Genomic DNA, 15,330 nt, shown 5'->3' with positions numbered 1-15,330 from the left:
CGACGATGTGCTCCAGCTTGTTCGGGTCGAGGACCCAGAAGAGGCGGCGGACGCCGGCGTGGTCGATCTCGGCCGTGACGCAGGTCGCAGATCTATGACGTGCCGTTCTGGGGGCGCCACGCCGGCCCAGCGGATCATCCGCTCACGCGTACACGGTGTTCCAGTGCCGTCGCCCCGCCGGGTCGAGGCGCACCCAGACCGTCGAGACGAGACGGCCGGTGAAGTCCACGGCGACGGAAGCGATCGGGGCTCCGGCACGGCTGATGATCAGCCCCGCCTGGTTGTTGACCGACCGTTCGTCGACCAGCACTCCATCCATCCGCTTGAAGCCGTGTTCGAGCACCACGGTCGCGTCGGCGACGCCCTGGATCACGCGGACCCCCGAAGCGACACCGGTCCCGGAGTCGACGACCACAGAGACCGTCGGCGCGAGCAGCGCGCTCAAGCGCGCGCGGTCCCCGGTCTCGGCGGCCACGTGCAGCCGGTGCACCGCGCGGTAGTGGAGCGGCATCGCGAGCCACTCCCAGGTGGCCCACCCGAATCGGGCGAGCGCCGGGCGAAGCGTCGGCCGACTCGAGCCTTGTGCGATCGCGGACATCCGATCGCCTCCCTCCGGAGTGTTCGTCCTCCGTCACCAGCTGAGACCGATCAGCGCGACGAATTGTGACCTCCCTGTCACGAATCACGGGCTCGACGACCTGATCGGCTGCCGAAGAACCCGTCGCCGGCGGCCCGCTGAGGTGCCGTCCCGCTAGGGTGAAGAGGCCCCAAGCGAACGGGAGGTCGCGGCGTGAGCGGACTGCGCATCCTGGCGCTCGACATCGACGGCACCCTGATCGGCTCGGACAAGCGCATCGCGAGCTTCACCTCGTCGGAGATCCGCCGGGTCGCCGAGACGGAGGGCGTCCACGTCATCCTCGTCACCGCACGCGGCCCGCAGTCCACCGCGCTGATCGAGGAGCAGCTCGGCGTCCGGTCGTCGTACGCCACCTACGGAGGGGCGCTCGTCTGGGCGCGGGAGGCGGACGGCGGGTTCACGACGCTGTCCGAGACGCCGCTCGACCCGGCGGCGACGGCTCGGTTCCTCGAGCTCGCCGCGGCGACGGACGTCCACATCGGCGTCTACACGCGCGACGACTGGTTCGTGAACCGGCTGGACTACTGGGGCCTCCGGGAGGCCAGGAACACCTCCGTGTGGCCGACCGCCGTCGGCGCCGACCGCGTGCGGGCCGACGCGGTCGCATCGGACACCGTGTTCAAGCTGATGTTCCGCGGCGAGGGCGCGGCGCTGGACGCCCTGGAGGACCCGCTGCGCGACGTGGGAGCGGAGGCGTTCATCCACCGTGTGCCGCACGTCATCGAGATCAGCTCCTCCCACGCGGTCAAGCTCCCGGCGGTCGCCGCGCTGGCGCGGCACCTCGGCCGGGAGCTCGGCGACGTCATCGCCTTCGGGGACAGCCTGTCCGACCTCGAGCTTCTCGAGAACGCCGGCGTCGGAGTCCTCATGGCCAACGCTCCCCGGGGTCTCGCCGCGAGCCCGTCGATCGAGCGGACGCTGTCGAACGACGAGGACGGGATCGGCGTGATGCTGCGCAAGCACTTCCCGACGGCAGCGCCGTTCCGGTCATAGTCGGACACTGCACCCCGTTCCTTCCACACGGATAGTAAAGTTCTTCCGAACTACGACGGAAGGTGTTCTGGTGGCACGACGCGCAGGGGGCACGGCGACGACGAGCACGCTCGCGCGCGTCAACCAGACCGCCATCATCGAAGCCCTGCGGGCGTCGGGGCCGCTGTCACGACAGCAGCTCGGCGCGATGACCGGGCTCGCCCCGGCGACCATCAACCGGCTCACCGCGACGCTCGTCGACGAGGGGCTCGTCGTCGCCGCCGGCCAGGAGCCGTCGCGCGGCGGGCGGCCCTCCGTCCTCCTGCGGTACGCCGGCAGTTCGCGCCTGGTCGCCGCGATCCAGCTGCGGGCCGACGTCGTGACGGGGATCCTCGTGGACTTCGACGGCACCATCGTCTTCCGGCGCACGATCGAGCTCGGCCCCCGCGCGACCAAGGAGGCTCCGGAGGACGAACGGCTCGCCGACCAGCAGGCCCAGCTGGATCGCGTGTTCGGGCTGTTCGACGAGCTCATCTCCACCGCGGAGTCCCTCGGCACGCCCTGCCTGGCCGCCGGCATCGCCGTGCCGGGCGTCGTGGAGCAGCCCGACGGCGTCGTCGGCACGATGCCGGAGTTCGGGTGGACCGGCGTTCCGTTCGGCACGCTCCTGCGCGAACGGACGACGGTTCCGATCGTGGTCGAGAACGACGCCAACGCGCTCGCGTTCGGCGAGCTGCACGCGGGGACGGGCAAAGGCCTCTCGAGTCTGGTCGCCATCTTCCTCGAGAACGGCCTCGGCGCCGGGATCATCACCAACGGCGAGCTGTACCGCGGCGCGCGGGCGGAGGCCGGCGAGATCGGCTACCTGCTGATGGAGCGCTCGTCGCTGGAGCGTTCGTACGACGAGCACGGCGACCTCGAAGACCGCATCGGGTCGCTCGCGCTCACCCGGCGCGCACGCGAACGCGGCATGGCCCTCCCGCCCTCCGGCACCATCACGGCCGAGGACGTGTTCGAGCTCGCACGCACCGGCGATCCCGACGCCCGCGAGATGGCCGACGAGATCCTCGACATGGTCGCGATCGCGGTGGCCGCCCTCGTCATCGTCCTCGATCCCGAGCTGGTCGTCTTCGGCAGCAGCTTCGCCGGAGACGAGGCGACGGTGATCCCCGAGATCGAGCAGCGGCTCCGCGGCAGGATCATCCGGGTGCCGCGGGTCGCCGCGGCGACGCATCGTGACGACGGCGTGCTCCTGGGGATCGCCGAACTCGCTGCCGCCGAGGTGAACGGATTCGCCTACATCGACTTCTGACCGCTGCTCTTGACAGACGGCCGGTGGTGCTTCTAGTGTCATTCCAACTTCTTCTCACTCCGATCGGAAAGAAGTAATCGACCGATCGGGAGAAGTTCCCGGCCTCACGGCCAGGTGCCTGGCAATGACGACAGAGGAGCGGCGTGTGATCGTTGGGATCGACATCGGCGGTACGAAGACGCACGTCCGCGCAGAATCCACCGGCGTGACGCTCCTCGACCGCTCGGTTCCCACGGCCGAATGGCAGGCGGACGGCCGGCTGGACTCCCCGGCCAGCGTCGAGCGCCTGCTGGCGCTCTTCGGCCACCTCCCCGGCGCCGAGGATGCCGCACTGGCCGTCGGCGCGCACGGCCTCGACAGCGACGCGCAGGCCGAAGCCTTTCAGACCGCCCTCGCCGACGCCCGCCCCGGGCTCACCTGGACCGTCAACGACGTCGAACTCCTCGGCCCGGCCGCCGGCTTCGACGAAGCCATCGCCGTCATCGCCGGAACGGGCTCCAAGGTCGTCGGCAGGCGCGCCGACGGCTCCCCGGTCACCGCGGGAGGCTACGGCTACATCCTGAACGACCCCGGGAGCGCGCCCGCGCTCGTCCGCGACGCCGTCCGCTCGCTGTTCGACGCCGTCGACGAGCGGGAGAGCCTCGATCAGCTCGCCGACGCACTGTTCACCCACTTCGATGTCGACGACATCGTCGGACTGTCGAACGCCCTGACCGTCCACCCCCGCATCACCCGGTGGGGCGCGGCCGCACCGCTCGTCTTCGCCGCCGCCGACGCGGGGAGCCCGCGAGCGGCGCAGGTCATCGACCAGGCCGCCGACGAGCTGGCCCGCAGCGTGCAGCTCGTCCACCGCCACGGAGCGGTCGGCGATCACGTCGTCTGCGCCGGCGGGGTCATCACGCACCAGCCACGCCTGCTGCGGGCCTTCCGCGAGCGCCTCCGCGCCCGCGGACTCGGACACGCCGTCCATCTGCTCGCCGCGCCCCCTGTCGAGGGCGCGCTCGCGATGGCCAGGCGACTCACGGAGGCGGCCGACGCTGTCCCCTTCGCACCATCAACACCATCACGGAGGAAGCCATGAGAATCACATCCCCTCGGCGACGTCGAACGCTCGCCGGCGTCGGGCTCGCGGCGGTGGCCGCGCTCGCCCTCAGCGCGTGCAGCGTGACGGGAGCCAGTTCCGGCGGCGGCAGCCAAGGCGACGGCACCGGAACGATCAACGCGCTCTTCATGAAGCAGGCGGGCTATTCAGAGTCCGACGTCAACTCGATGATCAAGGACTTCGAGGCGAAGAACCCGAAGATCACGGTCAAGCCGACGTTCGTCGCTTACGAGGCGCTGCACGACAAGATCGTCACCTCGGCACCGGCCGGCACGTACGACGTCGTGCACCTCGACGTGATCTGGCCGGCGGAGTTCGCCTCCAAGGGCATCATCACCGACGTGACGAAGAACTTCCCGTCGAGCTGGAAGTCCGAGATGCTCGGCGGCGCGCTCAGCAGCGCCGAATACCAGGGCAAGTACTACGGCGTGCCGTGGGGCCCCTCCACGAAGCTGTTCTTCTACAACAAGGACATGCTGGCCAAGGTCGGCGCCGGCCCCGACGACGTCAAGACCTGGGACGGCGTCCTCGCGGTCGCGAAGAAGCTCAAGGACGCCGGGATCGTGCAGTACCCGATCTCGTGGAGCTGGTCGCAGGCCGAGGCCCTCGTCTGCGACTACGCCGAGCTGCTCGGCGCGTTCGGCGGCCAGTTCACCGACTCCAGCGGCAAGCTCGACATCAACAAGGGCGCGGGAGTCCAGGCCCTGGAGTTCATGAAGAAGTCGATCGACGACGGTCTCACCGACCCGGCATCGACGACCTTCCTGGAGGACGACACCGACAAGTCCATGGCGGCCGGCAAGACCGCGATGGAGCTGAACTGGGAGTCCACGTTCCGCGACCAGAACGACCCCTCGATCTCGAAGGTCGTCGGCCAGGTCGCCGTCACGGTGCCGCCGACCGGCCCGAACGGGGACAACCCCGGAGTGAACGGCTCGATGGCTCTCGCGATCGGCGCGAAGTCGAAGCACCAGGCGGCCGCGTGGAAGTTCATCGAGTACATGACGAGCGAGGCCGTGCAGGACAAGTACGTCACCAGCTCCATGACGAACTGGAAGGCCAGCTACACCAAGCCGGAGATCACCAAGACGAACCCCGAGGTGTTCGCCGCGGCGGGCAAAGCCTACGACTCGATGATCCTGCGCCCGCCGGTGCCGAACTACAACACCGTCTCGCAGGCCATCCAGGTCGAGCTGCAGAACGCACTGCTCGGCAAGAAGAGCCCGCAGCAGGCCCTCGACGACGCGGTCGCGGCCGCCAACGCGAGCCAGAAGTGACCGGCGTGTCGGTCGCCGGAGTCGAGACGGAACGGCGCTCCCCCGTACGGGAGCGCCGCACCCGGCGCAGGCGCGACAATCAGGGGAGGCTGGCCTTCTGGCTGCTCCTGCCTGCCGCTATCGCCGTCTTCGGGGTGATCGTCTACCCGATCCTGCGAACCCTGCTGATCTCGTTCTTCGAGGTCAATTCGGCACTGGCGACCGACACCCCGTTCGTCGGGCTGCAGAACTACGTCGGCGTCCTCACCTCGTCGGGGTTCTGGGCGGCGATGGGCCGCACCCTCTACTTCACGATCGTGTCGACGGCGCTCGAGCTCGTCTTCGGGCTCATCGTGGCGGGCCTGCTGAACGCGAAGCTCCGCGCGCGCTGGCTGTTCCGCGCGATCGTCATCATCCCGTGGGCGATCCCGACGATCGTCAACGCCGCGATGTGGAAGGGCATCTTCAACGCGCAGTACGGCGCACTCAACGCGGCCCTGACCCAGCTCGGGATCATCGACCAGTACCAGGCGTGGCTCGGCGACCCGACCACCGCGCTCAACGCGGTGATCGTCGCCGACGTCTGGAAGACCACGCCGCTGGTGGCGTTCTTCCTGCTTGCAGGCCTGACCTCCATCCCGTCCGAGCTCTACGAGGCGGCGAAGGTCGACCGGGCGAGCTGGCCGCGCATCTTCCGGTCGATCGTCCTGCCGATGCTCGTGCCGTCGATCTCCGTTGTGCTCGTGCTGCGCACCGTCGAGGCGTTCAAGGTCTTCGACATCATCTACGCGATGACGCGCGGCGGCCCCGTCAACGGCACCCAGACCGTCGCCTACTACGCGTACACGACGGCCTTCTCCGACCAGAACTTCGGGGTGGGAGCCGCGCTGTCGTACATCATCGTGCTCGTCATCCTGGCCCTGACGTTCTTCTACCTCCGCCTGCTGCGCCGATCCGAGATGAGCCTGCTGTGAGACACGCCAAACGCAACTCGATCCTGATCCACCTCGCGGCGATCGTCGTCTCGCTGGTGATCCTGCTGCCGTTCGGGTGGATGGTGCTCGCCAGCGTGACTCCCCAGCGCGTGCTCATCTCCACCCCGCTGCAATGGATCCCGGACACGCTGGACTGGAGCCGGTACGAGCTGATCTTCCGGGGTGGGGCGGACAGCGTCGGCGCCACCTTCCGCGCGGCGCTCGCCAACACGACGATCGTCGCTGTCGGAACGGTCGGCATCTCGATGATCGTGGGCATCCTCGGCGCCTACGCCTTCGCGAGGCTGCGGTTCCGGTTCCGGCAGGCCGTACTGATCCTGTTCCTCGCGACCTACATGCTCCCGCAGATCGCGCTGCTGATCCCGCTATACCTCATCCTCAACTCGCTCGGGCTGCTGGACACCGTCACCGGGCTGATCATCGTCGACTGCTCGCTGGTCGTGCCGTTCGTGCTCTGGATCCTCAGCAACTACTTCCTGACCATCCCCGAGGAGCTGGAGGAGGCCGCGCGCATCGACGGCACGAGCCGGCTCGGAGCGCTGTTCCGGGTCATCCTCCCCGCCGCGCGGCCCGGTATCTTCGCCGCGCTGATGTTCGCGTTCCTGCTCGCCTGGGACGAGTTCATGTACGCGCTCATCTTCACGTCGTCGAACGCCGCGAAGACGCTGCCGGTCGCGATCAGCGAGTTCGCCGGACGCTACACCACCGACTTCGGGCTGGTGGCCGCCGGCGGCATCCTGGCTGCCCTCCCTCCGATCATCGTGGCGATGGTCTTCCAGCGCTACGTCGTCAGCGGCATGGCCGCCGGCGCCGTCAAGGGCTGACCTCCCGAACCCGACCCTCTCATCGAGAAAGACGACCATGGAACCCACTGCTTCCTTCATCGACGCCATGAACGCCCAGCCCGCCAACCTGCAGCTCGCCCTCGAGACCGTCTCGCGCGATCTCGACGCGGCGGCGCTCCCCGGTTGGGGCGCAGACGAGAGCGTCGCCATCGTGGCGATGGGCGCCTCCCTCAACTCGGCGCACGTGCCGGTGGCCGCGCTCGCGGAGAAGGGGCGGCCCGCCACCGCGGTGATCGCCTCCGACGTGGCGGACGGCCTGGCCGTCGTCCGCGCCGACCACGCGATCGTCGTGTCCGAGTCGGGTCGGAGTCCCGAGCCGCTCGCCGCCGCCGGCGCCCTGCCAGAGGGCTCACGGATCGGCATCACGAACTTCCCCGACCAGCCGATCCGGGAGGCGACCGACGTCGTGCTCGGTCTCGGCGGCTTCCCCGACTCCCCGGTCTACACGAGCGGATACACCGCGACGATCCTCGCCTACGCCCTGCTCCTCGACCGCGTCGGAGCGCTCGACACCGGCGCGGAGGCCGCGCGGCTCCCCGGCCGGGCCGCCGACGCCCTCCGCGACTATGCATCGATCGCCGAGACGGTCGGCGCCGTCCTCGCGCAGGCGACGAGCATCGACGTCGTCGGGAGGGGCGCTTCGCTCGCCGCCGCCGCCGAGCTCTCGCTCATGGTCCGCGAGGGCCTGCGCACCCCGAGCAGCGCGTTCGAGACCTACCAGTACCTGCACGGCCCGATGGAGGTGCTGTCGGCCGACGACGTTCTCGTGCTGTTCGGCGACGGGCGCGAGACGAGCATCCCGTCCTCCGTGCTCGATGCGGGGGTGCGCGTCGTGCTGGTCACGGCGGCCGCCGCCGCGGACGTGCCGTCGTCGGGCCACCCCGGCCTCACCGTCGTCACGGTGCCTGCCGGGCTCGGCCACTTCGAGCGGTCCATCGTCGAGACGGTGATCGGCCAGCTGGCCATCGCGTCCGCGATCGGGCACAGGCCGTACCCGCTCGAGGAGTTCCTGTACCACCAGGACGACACGAAGCTGCCGGTGCGGGCGGCCTAGGACTACCGTGGCGGCGACGCGAACCTCGCGGGAACCTGGTCCCGCCGCCGGATCCACCTGGTGAGCGCCCGACCGGCCTGCACCTCGTCCCTCGGTCGTTTCGGCCGCGGCAGGCGCAGCGCGTCGTACAGCAGGAACCTCTGGGTGTCGAAGATCGCGGTCAGCACGCTCGCGTAGGCGCGCGCCTCGGCAGGGATCCAGAGCCGCCAGATCGCCAGGGCGACCAGTGCGGCGACGAAGACGCCGACGACACCCCACCACAGGCCGACGAGTGCGACCGGCGCCGCGAGGACGGCCCAGATGAGGGCGGCGACACTCGAATCGAGTCGCGATCGGGCATCCTGGACATCCGCGCGAGGCTGTTCCGGGAGCGCGAGCCACAACTGCGGCCACACGATGATCGGGTCGAGACCGTATGACGGCAGCGGCCTCCGCTCGCCGGCGCGGATGATGTTCCCGATCCGGGTCGGAAGCACCGAGTCCCTGTCGGGGAAGTCTTGGAGCTTGGCGTCCCACTTCATCGCCTCGGCAGCGATCGACGCCGGCGAGTCCTCGGTCAGCCCGCCGACCGGGGTCGCGTCCACCTCCTTCTGCAGGTATTCGTCGCGCTTGGCCCGCCACGCCTCCCGGCGCTTCTCGCGCCAGGAGGCTCCCGGCCAGTACCCCTCGAGCAGCCGCAGGACCGGGGTGGCGGCCCGCTGGACGATCAGGCCGGAGACCACCGCCACGATGACCGCACCCGCCGCGACCGCGAGAAGCGCTGCACCGTTGGTGAACAGCGGGGCCACCGCCGCGGCGTAACCGGCCCAGCCTCCGTGGCCGACCGCCCACCAGAACGCGAACCACACCCAGAACACGAGGGCGAACTCGCTCGCCGTGAGCAGCCGCGTCGCCAGCGAGGTTCCCACCTGCTCCCAGAGCTTCAGCACGTCAGGGCACTTCTCTGACGAGGCGATCTCCGTGGGTGGGGCATGCGCCCATGTCCTGGTCGGGGTACTGCTGGAGGCGGCGGACGTCTTTGGCGACCGGGCAGGTCCAGATGGTGCTGCCGATCGGCGACGGCCTCCCGGGCGGCGACGTGTCCGCGCTCTCGAGACTGTACTGCGCACGGCGGAGCTGCTCCTCCAGCATCGGGTTGTCCGCGGCGAGCTGCCAGATGGCCCGGGACTTCTCCTGCGTGCGGTCCCGGGACGTCAATATCCGGGCGAGCTGCCCGTCGATGTCCGCCCAGTCCTCCTCGCGGAACTCGCCGACCTCGGTGAGAACCAGCCTCCCGCGAACGAAGGTGGCCAGGACGATGAGATCGGCCGCTTCGGGTTCGCCGTCGTCGTCGTCCGTCATGCGCACATGGTGACAGCTACCGCGGCGAGTGGCTAGCCATGCCCGAACGCAGCCGCTCCCAGAGCGCGGCGACCCTGCCCCGCCGGGTCGACCAGGTCCTCGCGAGCGCGTCGCCCACCTCGGCGGCCGGGGGCGTGCGGACGCGCACGGCGGCAAGATCGTGGAGGTTGTTGCGCTGGGTGCCGTCCCAGTTGGCGTAGAGGTACGCGCCTCCCGTCGCGGAGATCGACCGCACGGGCACCCTCGAGTACGAGTCGGGCCCGGTGACGTAGCTGGCCTCGCCGCGGGCGATCTGGGACGACGCCGACTGGGCGTCGACCACGCCGTGCGGTGTCACGAGCGCGACGATCGCTCCCAGTTCGTTGCGGGCGACGACTTCGATCCTCAAGTCGAGCATGGTTCCTCGAGAGTGGTGCGGCGACCGGGAGGCCGCGGACGCGGGTACGGGTTCGGGTGAGAGGACCCGCACCGGCGCCGTCGCGCCGGGACATCGTCGCGAGGGCAGCAGCGACGACGTCCTGTCTCGATGCTAGGTTCGCGAGGATTGACCGGTCAAACAGGCAGCACTTCTGGGATTCATCGGAGTCGCGGATGAATTCCGGGGCTGCGCGGACCATCACCGCGGGCACCGCGATCTTCCCGCCCGCACAAGAACCCCGATTCTTTCCGCCCCGATTCCACGAATCTTGCACCCATCAGCAAATAGGCTCCTCTCGCGGCCATCCCCGCACCGCACCCCGCCGACGCGTCCACCGACGCAGAAGGATCCCGAGTACCGAGCGTGACCGCCTTCAACACCGACCACCCGCACGCCTTCGAGTCCCACCGCGCGGCGTGGGTCGCCCGGGAGGAGCGCGCCGAGCAGCTGATCCCGCTCATCGGCCGGCTCTACCGCGACCACGGAGTCGTCACCTCCATCCACGGCCACCGGCTCATCAACCTGTCGGCCACGGGCGTCATCTCGGTTCACGACCGCGCGCGCGAGCTCGGGCACGACGAGCTCACGCTGGAGGAGACCGCGACCGTGCTGGCGGCGCTGCTCGCGATCGCCCCCGAGCCGGCCTCCATCGACGTCGCCCGGCTCGCCATGTCGGTGCGCGGTCTCGACGGCGACGACGTCACCGAGCGGCTGCGGGCGGAGATCGACGCCGCACACCCGGCGTACGCCGCCGGCCCCACCGACGTCGTGCTCTACGGCTTCGGCCGCATCGGCCGGCTCCTGGCACGCATCCTGATCAACCACGCGGGCAACGGCAACGGCCTCCGCCTGCGGGCGATCGTCGTGCGGCGCGGGTCGGACAACGACCTCCACAAGCGCGCGAGCCTCCTGGCGCGCGACTCGGTGCACGGACCGTTCCCCGGCGCAGTCACGGTCGACGCCGAGAACGACGTGCTCATCGCCAACGGCACCCGCATCCAGGTGATCTACTCCGACGACCCGGCGGGAGTCGACTACGTCGCCTACGGGATCCGCGACGCGATCATCGTCGACAACACCGGAAGGTGGCGCGACGAGGCCGGACTGGCCCAGCACCTGACCAGCCCCGGCGTGGCGCGCGTGCTGCTGACCGCCCCCGGCAAGACGCCGCTGAAGAACATCGTCCACGGCATCAACGACGACACCATCGCCGACGGCGACCGCATCCTGTCCGCCGCCTCCTGCACCACCAACGCGATCACCCCGGTGCTGAAGGCGGTCGACGAGGCCTACGGGATCGTCCGCGGCCATGTCGAGACGGTCCACTCGTTCACGAACGACCAGAACCTCACCGACAACTTCCACAGGGGCGACCGCCGGGGCCGCTCCGCCGTGCTCAACATGGTCATCACCGAGACCGGCGCTGCCAAGGCCGTCGCGAAGGCGCTGCCGCAGCTCGCCGGGAAGCTCACCGGATCCAGCATCCGCGTCCCCACCCCGGACGTCTCGCTCGCGATCCTCAACCTCACCCTCGAGCGGCCGGCGACCAAGGACCAGATCAACGACTATCTGCGCCGCGTCTCGCTGCACTCGCGTCTGCGCCAGCAGATCGACTACATCGAGTCGCCGGAGGTGGTCTCCAGCGATTTCGTCGGCTCCCACCGCGCGGGCATCGTCGACGGCCTCGCGACCATCGCCGACGAGACCAACCTCGTGCTCTACGTCTGGTACGACAACGAGTACGGCTACTCGTGCCAGGTCGTGCGCGTGCTGGAGGCGATGGCGGGCACCCACCCGGCCGTGGTGCCGCCGCGCGCGGAGGTGCGTCTGGAGCCGGCGCACTAGCCGGTCGCCGTTCGCGGAACCGCCGCCCGGCTACCCGTAGAGCGTCTCGCCGATCCTGCCGAACGCGTTCCAATACCGCCGCAGCCCCTCCTCGCTCCCCCACCAGCGCGTCTGCGTCGACTTCTCGGCGCGCTCGGAGGCCACGATCCCGAGCGAGCCGAAGTTGAACAGGAAGTGGGTGTCGCTCATCCCGCCCCCGCCCGATGCGCTCGACGTCCCGATCTCCGGGATCACCTTGTCGTAGCCGTCCGGGAACTGGACCGTCGCGCCGACGAGGTCACATGCCGCCGGAGTGGCTGTCGGCAGGTCTTGGACGAGCAGTGGTGCGGGCGACGGCGCACACGGTCGCAGCGTGCTCGAATCGGGCGGGATATCGACGTGCGGCCCCATACAACCGGTGAGACCGAGTCCCAGCAGCGCACCGACAGCACACAGCCACCGGCGTCCCTTCATGATCCCCTCCCCCCAACACGCTATGGGAGTTCGGCCGTGTTCTCACTCCCCCCTTCGCGGGCAGGTGCCCCGCCGCAAACGGGGCGTGACCCGCCGCGACGGGAGGTCTAGCATGAGCGCCGGGCACGAAGCAGCCCGGCGAAAGGAGACCCCATGCCTGCGCTGACCGACACCTTCACCCTCTCGAACGGCGTGCGGATCCCACGGATCGGATTCGGGACCTGGCAGATCCCCGACGGACCGGCGACCTACGACTCCGTGCGGACGGCGCTCGACGCGGGATACCGGCACATCGACACCGCGCGGGCCTACGGCAACGAGGAGAGCGTCGGCCGGGCGGTGCGCGACAGCGGTGTGCCGCGCGAGGAGATCTTCATCACCACCAAGTGCCCGGCAGAAGTGAAGGACGCCGCTGGTGCGCGGCACGCGTTCGAGCGCTCGTCCGCCCTGCTCGACCTCGGGCCCGTCGACCTCTACCTGATCCATGCGCCCTGGCCGTGGACCGCGATCGGCAGCGACCATCGCGCGGGCAACATCGAGGTCTGGAAGGTCTTCGAGGAGCTCTACGACGCCGACAAGACGCGCTCGATCGGCGTGAGCAACTTCGTGGTCGACGACCTGGAGGATCTCATCGCCGCGACCGACGTGGTGCCGCACGCCAACCAGATCCGCTGGTTCGTGGGGCACACCCAGCCGCAGACGACGGCCTTCTGCCAGCAGCACGACATCCGGGTGGAGGGCTACTCGCCGCTCGCGACCGGCTCGCTGATCGGCAACAGCGACATCGCGGCGATCGCCGAGAAGTACGGCAGGACCGTCGCCCAGGTGAGCATCCGGTACCTGCTGTCGCGCGACATCCTGCCGCTGCCCAAGTCGACGACGCCGAGCCGGATCGTCGAGAACGCCGACGTCGACTTCGAGCTGAGCGCGGAGGACCTGGCGACTCTCGACGCGCTCGACACCGGACACGGCGAGGGCCGCTGAGGCATCGAGGGGCACGTAGGCGCCCCTAAAACGTGGTTTTCGGGGCGTTTGCGTGCCCCTCGGCGGAGGGCACAGCACGCATTTGTTGGACATTTGGCACTTTTCAGAGATAGGGTGCAGTGTGACCCGAATCTCCCCCAACGTGACCCTCTCCGAACAGGTCGCCGATCAGCTCCGCCGCCGGATCGCCGACGGCGAGTTCCCGGTCGGCTCGCTCATCCCGACGGAGGCCGAGCTCACGCACGAACTCGGCGTGAGCCGCAACAGCGTGCGGGAGGCGCTGCGATCGCTCGTGCACGTCGGCCTCCTCGGCGCCCGCGCGGGCTATGGCACCTTCGTGCTCGCGACCAGCGAGGTGGCACCGACGCTGGCCCGGCGCCTCGATCACGAGCGCGCGGTCGACGTCGCCGAGGTCCGACTCCTGCTGGAGCGTGAAGCGGCGAGACTCGCGGCCATCCGGCGGACGCCGGAGCAGCTCCAACGGCTGCAGGGCGCGGCCGCCGAACGCATCGCGCAGCTCGGGGGTCCCGGCTACGAGGACGCCGACATCGAGTTCCACCACCTGCTGCTGGAGGCGTCCGGCAATGCGCTGCTCGCCGAGCTGTACCGCGGAGTCGGCGGCAACGAGCAGGCCCTGCTCGCCACCCGCTCGGCCGCCGATGCTGCCGTCGCGGACGGCCCGAGCGCGATCGACGACGCGCACGACGCCATCGTCGAGGCCGTCGCGGCAGGAGACCCCGTCGCCGCGGAGGCCGCCGCGACGCACGCCGTGCGGCTCGTCAACGAGAAGCAGGGCATCCTGCTGCCGGCCACGCCTGCCTCCGACCGCACGGGCAGCGACCGATGACCGTCGACGACCGCACCCGCGCCGCCTCGCGCGGCGCCACCGCCGCCCGCAGGCTGAGCCCGGCACTCGTGCTGATCGGGCTGCTGCTGGTGGCCGGCAACCTGCGCGCCGGCATCACGACGGTCGGGCCGCTGCTCGCCGACATCGAGCGCGACCTCGGGCTCGACTCGGTGTCGGCCTCCGTGCTCGTGAGCCTCCCCCTGCTGGCGTTCGCGCTGATCTCCCCGCTCGCCCCGCGGCTCGCCCGCCGTGTCGGGCTCGAGTGGGCGCTCGGGCTCGGGCTCATCGTGCTCGCCGTCGGGCTGGTGCTGCGGTCACTCCCGGGCCTCGCGTGCCTCTGGAGCGGCACGGCCCTCCTCGGGGCGGCGATCGCGGTGCTCAACGTGATCCTCCCCGCCCTGGTGAAGCGCGACTTCCCGACCCGCATCGGCCAGATCACCGGGTCGTACTCGGCCGTCCAGTCGATCTTCGCCGCCGTCGCGGCGGGGATCGCCGTGCCCGTCGCCGGGATGTCGGCGCTCGGCTGGAGACTGCCCCTTGGGATGTGGGCCGTGCTCGCGGTGATCGCCCTGGCGGTGCTCGCCCCGCAGTTGCGCAGGCGCACCGTGGTCGCGCCCGGGCAGGACGACGTGAGCGTGACCGCGCGCGACCTCGACGACACCCGCTGGCGGTCGCCCTGGCGGTCGGCGCTCGGCTGGCAGGTCACCGCGTTCATGGGGATGCAGTCCGTCGGGTTCTACGTCTTCATCACCTGGCTGCCGTCGATCGAGACCACCGCAGGGATCAGTCCCGGCGAGGCGGGCCTCCACCAGCTGTTCCTCAACGGGTTCGGCATCGTCGGGAGCATCGGCTGCTCGTTCCTCATCGCCCGCTTCCGCGACCAGCGGCTGCTGGCGACGGTCGCGCCCGCGATCATCGTGGTGTCCGCGACCGGGATCCTGGTCGCGCCGCAGCTGTCGGGCATCTGGACGAGCCTGACCGGTGTCGCGGGCGGCGCCAGCATCGTGCTCGCCCTCTCGTTCTTCGGGTTGCGCACCAGCCACCACTCGCAGGCGGCCGCACTCTCGGGGATGGCGCAGACGGTCGGCTACCTGTTCGCGGCGGCCGGGCCGATCGCGGTCGGCGCGCTGCACGACGTGACCGGGTCGTGGACTCCCGCCCTCGTCGTCGTCATCACACTGCAGCTGCTGCTGGTGGTCGTCGGCGCCCTCGCCGGTCGCGCCCGCGTCATCGGCTGACGCGCGCCTCCCGCGTCGCACCTCCCGCGTC

At 70.2% G+C, this 15,330-nt stretch carries 16 protein-coding genes; 11 read left to right on the top strand and 5 right to left on the bottom strand.

What is annotated here, in order from left to right:
* Positions 1-142 precede the first annotated feature (142 nt).
* Positions 143-598 carry a hypothetical protein gene (locus tag KNO15_RS10255; RefSeq protein ID WP_241703623.1) on the bottom strand — a complete coding sequence of 152 codons (456 nt, stop codon included), beginning with the start codon at positions 596-598 and terminating at the stop codon, positions 143-145.
* A gap of 192 nt (positions 599-790) precedes the next feature.
* Between KNO15_RS10255 and KNO15_RS10250 the strand changes: the two genes are divergently transcribed.
* From KNO15_RS10250 to KNO15_RS10220, 7 genes are all read left to right on the top strand, one after another.
* Positions 791-1,630: an HAD-IIB family hydrolase gene (locus KNO15_RS10250; RefSeq protein ID WP_241703622.1), complete on the top strand. Its 840-nt coding sequence runs from the start codon at positions 791-793 to the stop codon at positions 1,628-1,630.
* Positions 1,631-1,700: 70 nt separating this feature from the next.
* Positions 1,701-2,921, top strand: a complete 1,221-nt coding sequence (locus tag KNO15_RS10245) for an ROK family transcriptional regulator (RefSeq protein ID WP_241703621.1) — start codon at positions 1,701-1,703, stop codon at positions 2,919-2,921.
* A 145-nt stretch (positions 2,922-3,066) separates the two neighbouring features.
* Positions 3,067-4,002: a BadF/BadG/BcrA/BcrD ATPase family protein gene (locus KNO15_RS10240; protein WP_241703620.1), complete on the top strand. Its 936-nt coding sequence runs from the start codon at positions 3,067-3,069 to the stop codon at positions 4,000-4,002.
* Positions 3,999-5,300: an extracellular solute-binding protein gene (locus KNO15_RS10235; RefSeq protein WP_241703619.1), complete on the top strand. Its 1,302-nt coding sequence runs from the start codon at positions 3,999-4,001 to the stop codon at positions 5,298-5,300. The genes KNO15_RS10240 and KNO15_RS10235 overlap by 4 nt, the downstream gene beginning before the upstream one ends.
* Complete coding sequence (locus tag KNO15_RS10230; protein ID WP_241703618.1) at positions 5,297-6,253, top strand: carbohydrate ABC transporter permease; 957 nt, start codon at positions 5,297-5,299, stop codon at positions 6,251-6,253. Before KNO15_RS10235 ends, KNO15_RS10230 begins: the two co-directional genes overlap by 4 nt.
* A complete protein-coding gene (locus KNO15_RS10225; protein ID WP_241703617.1) occupies positions 6,250-7,098 on the top strand; it encodes a carbohydrate ABC transporter permease in 849 nt (282 codons plus the stop codon). The genes KNO15_RS10230 and KNO15_RS10225 overlap by 4 nt, the downstream gene beginning before the upstream one ends.
* 37 nt (positions 7,099-7,135) lie before the next feature.
* The gene (locus tag KNO15_RS10220; RefSeq protein WP_241703616.1) at positions 7,136-8,173 is read left to right on the top strand and encodes an SIS domain-containing protein; all 1,038 of its coding nucleotides are present in this window, start codon (positions 7,136-7,138) and stop codon (positions 8,171-8,173) included.
* Positions 8,174-8,175: 2 nt separating this feature from the next.
* Here KNO15_RS10220 and KNO15_RS10215 read toward each other — a convergent pair whose 3' ends face one another.
* The 3 genes from KNO15_RS10215 to KNO15_RS10205 are packed head-to-tail and all read right to left on the bottom strand — an operon-like array spanning position 8,176 to position 9,911.
* Positions 8,176-9,102 (bottom strand): hypothetical protein, encoded by a 927-nt coding sequence (locus KNO15_RS10215; protein WP_241703615.1) that lies wholly within the window; start codon positions 9,100-9,102, stop codon positions 8,176-8,178.
* Position 9,103: 1 nt separating this feature from the next.
* Positions 9,104-9,514, bottom strand: coding sequence for a hypothetical protein (locus KNO15_RS10210; RefSeq protein ID WP_241703614.1), 411 nt, complete (start codon positions 9,512-9,514; stop codon positions 9,104-9,106).
* Between the two features lie 16 nt (positions 9,515-9,530).
* Complete coding sequence (locus tag KNO15_RS10205; protein WP_241703613.1) at positions 9,531-9,911, bottom strand: hypothetical protein; 381 nt, start codon at positions 9,909-9,911, stop codon at positions 9,531-9,533.
* 384 nt (positions 9,912-10,295) lie between these two features.
* Between KNO15_RS10205 and KNO15_RS10200 the strand changes: the two genes are divergently transcribed.
* Positions 10,296-11,777 carry a glyceraldehyde-3-phosphate dehydrogenase gene (locus tag KNO15_RS10200; protein ID WP_241703612.1) on the top strand — a complete coding sequence of 494 codons (1,482 nt, stop codon included), beginning with the start codon at positions 10,296-10,298 and terminating at the stop codon, positions 11,775-11,777.
* Between the two features lie 30 nt (positions 11,778-11,807).
* Here KNO15_RS10200 and KNO15_RS10195 read toward each other — a convergent pair whose 3' ends face one another.
* Positions 11,808-12,230, bottom strand: coding sequence for a hypothetical protein (locus KNO15_RS10195; RefSeq protein ID WP_241703611.1), 423 nt, complete (start codon positions 12,228-12,230; stop codon positions 11,808-11,810).
* 153 nt (positions 12,231-12,383) lie between these two features.
* Between KNO15_RS10195 and KNO15_RS10190 the strand changes: the two genes are divergently transcribed.
* The 3 genes from KNO15_RS10190 to KNO15_RS10180 all read left to right on the top strand — a co-directional run bounded on the left by KNO15_RS10190 (position 12,384) and on the right by KNO15_RS10180 (position 15,299).
* Positions 12,384-13,214, top strand: a complete 831-nt coding sequence (locus tag KNO15_RS10190; protein WP_241703610.1) for an aldo/keto reductase — start codon at positions 12,384-12,386, stop codon at positions 13,212-13,214.
* A 121-nt stretch (positions 13,215-13,335) separates the two neighbouring features.
* A complete protein-coding gene (locus tag KNO15_RS10185) occupies positions 13,336-14,061 on the top strand; it encodes a FadR/GntR family transcriptional regulator (protein WP_241703609.1) in 726 nt (241 codons plus the stop codon).
* Complete coding sequence (locus KNO15_RS10180; RefSeq protein WP_241703608.1) at positions 14,058-15,299, top strand: MFS transporter; 1,242 nt, start codon at positions 14,058-14,060, stop codon at positions 15,297-15,299. Before KNO15_RS10185 ends, KNO15_RS10180 begins: the two co-directional genes overlap by 4 nt.
* The last annotated feature ends 31 nt before the right edge of the window (positions 15,300-15,330 follow it).

It is taken from the genome of Leifsonia shinshuensis (assembly GCF_022606355.1).
In the GTDB taxonomy this organism is placed as follows: Bacteria; Actinomycetota; Actinomycetes; order Actinomycetales; family Microbacteriaceae; genus Leifsonia; species Leifsonia shinshuensis_B.
The sequence above is the reverse complement of the archived record's forward strand: the minus strand, read 5'-3'. Positions and strand labels throughout refer to the sequence as shown.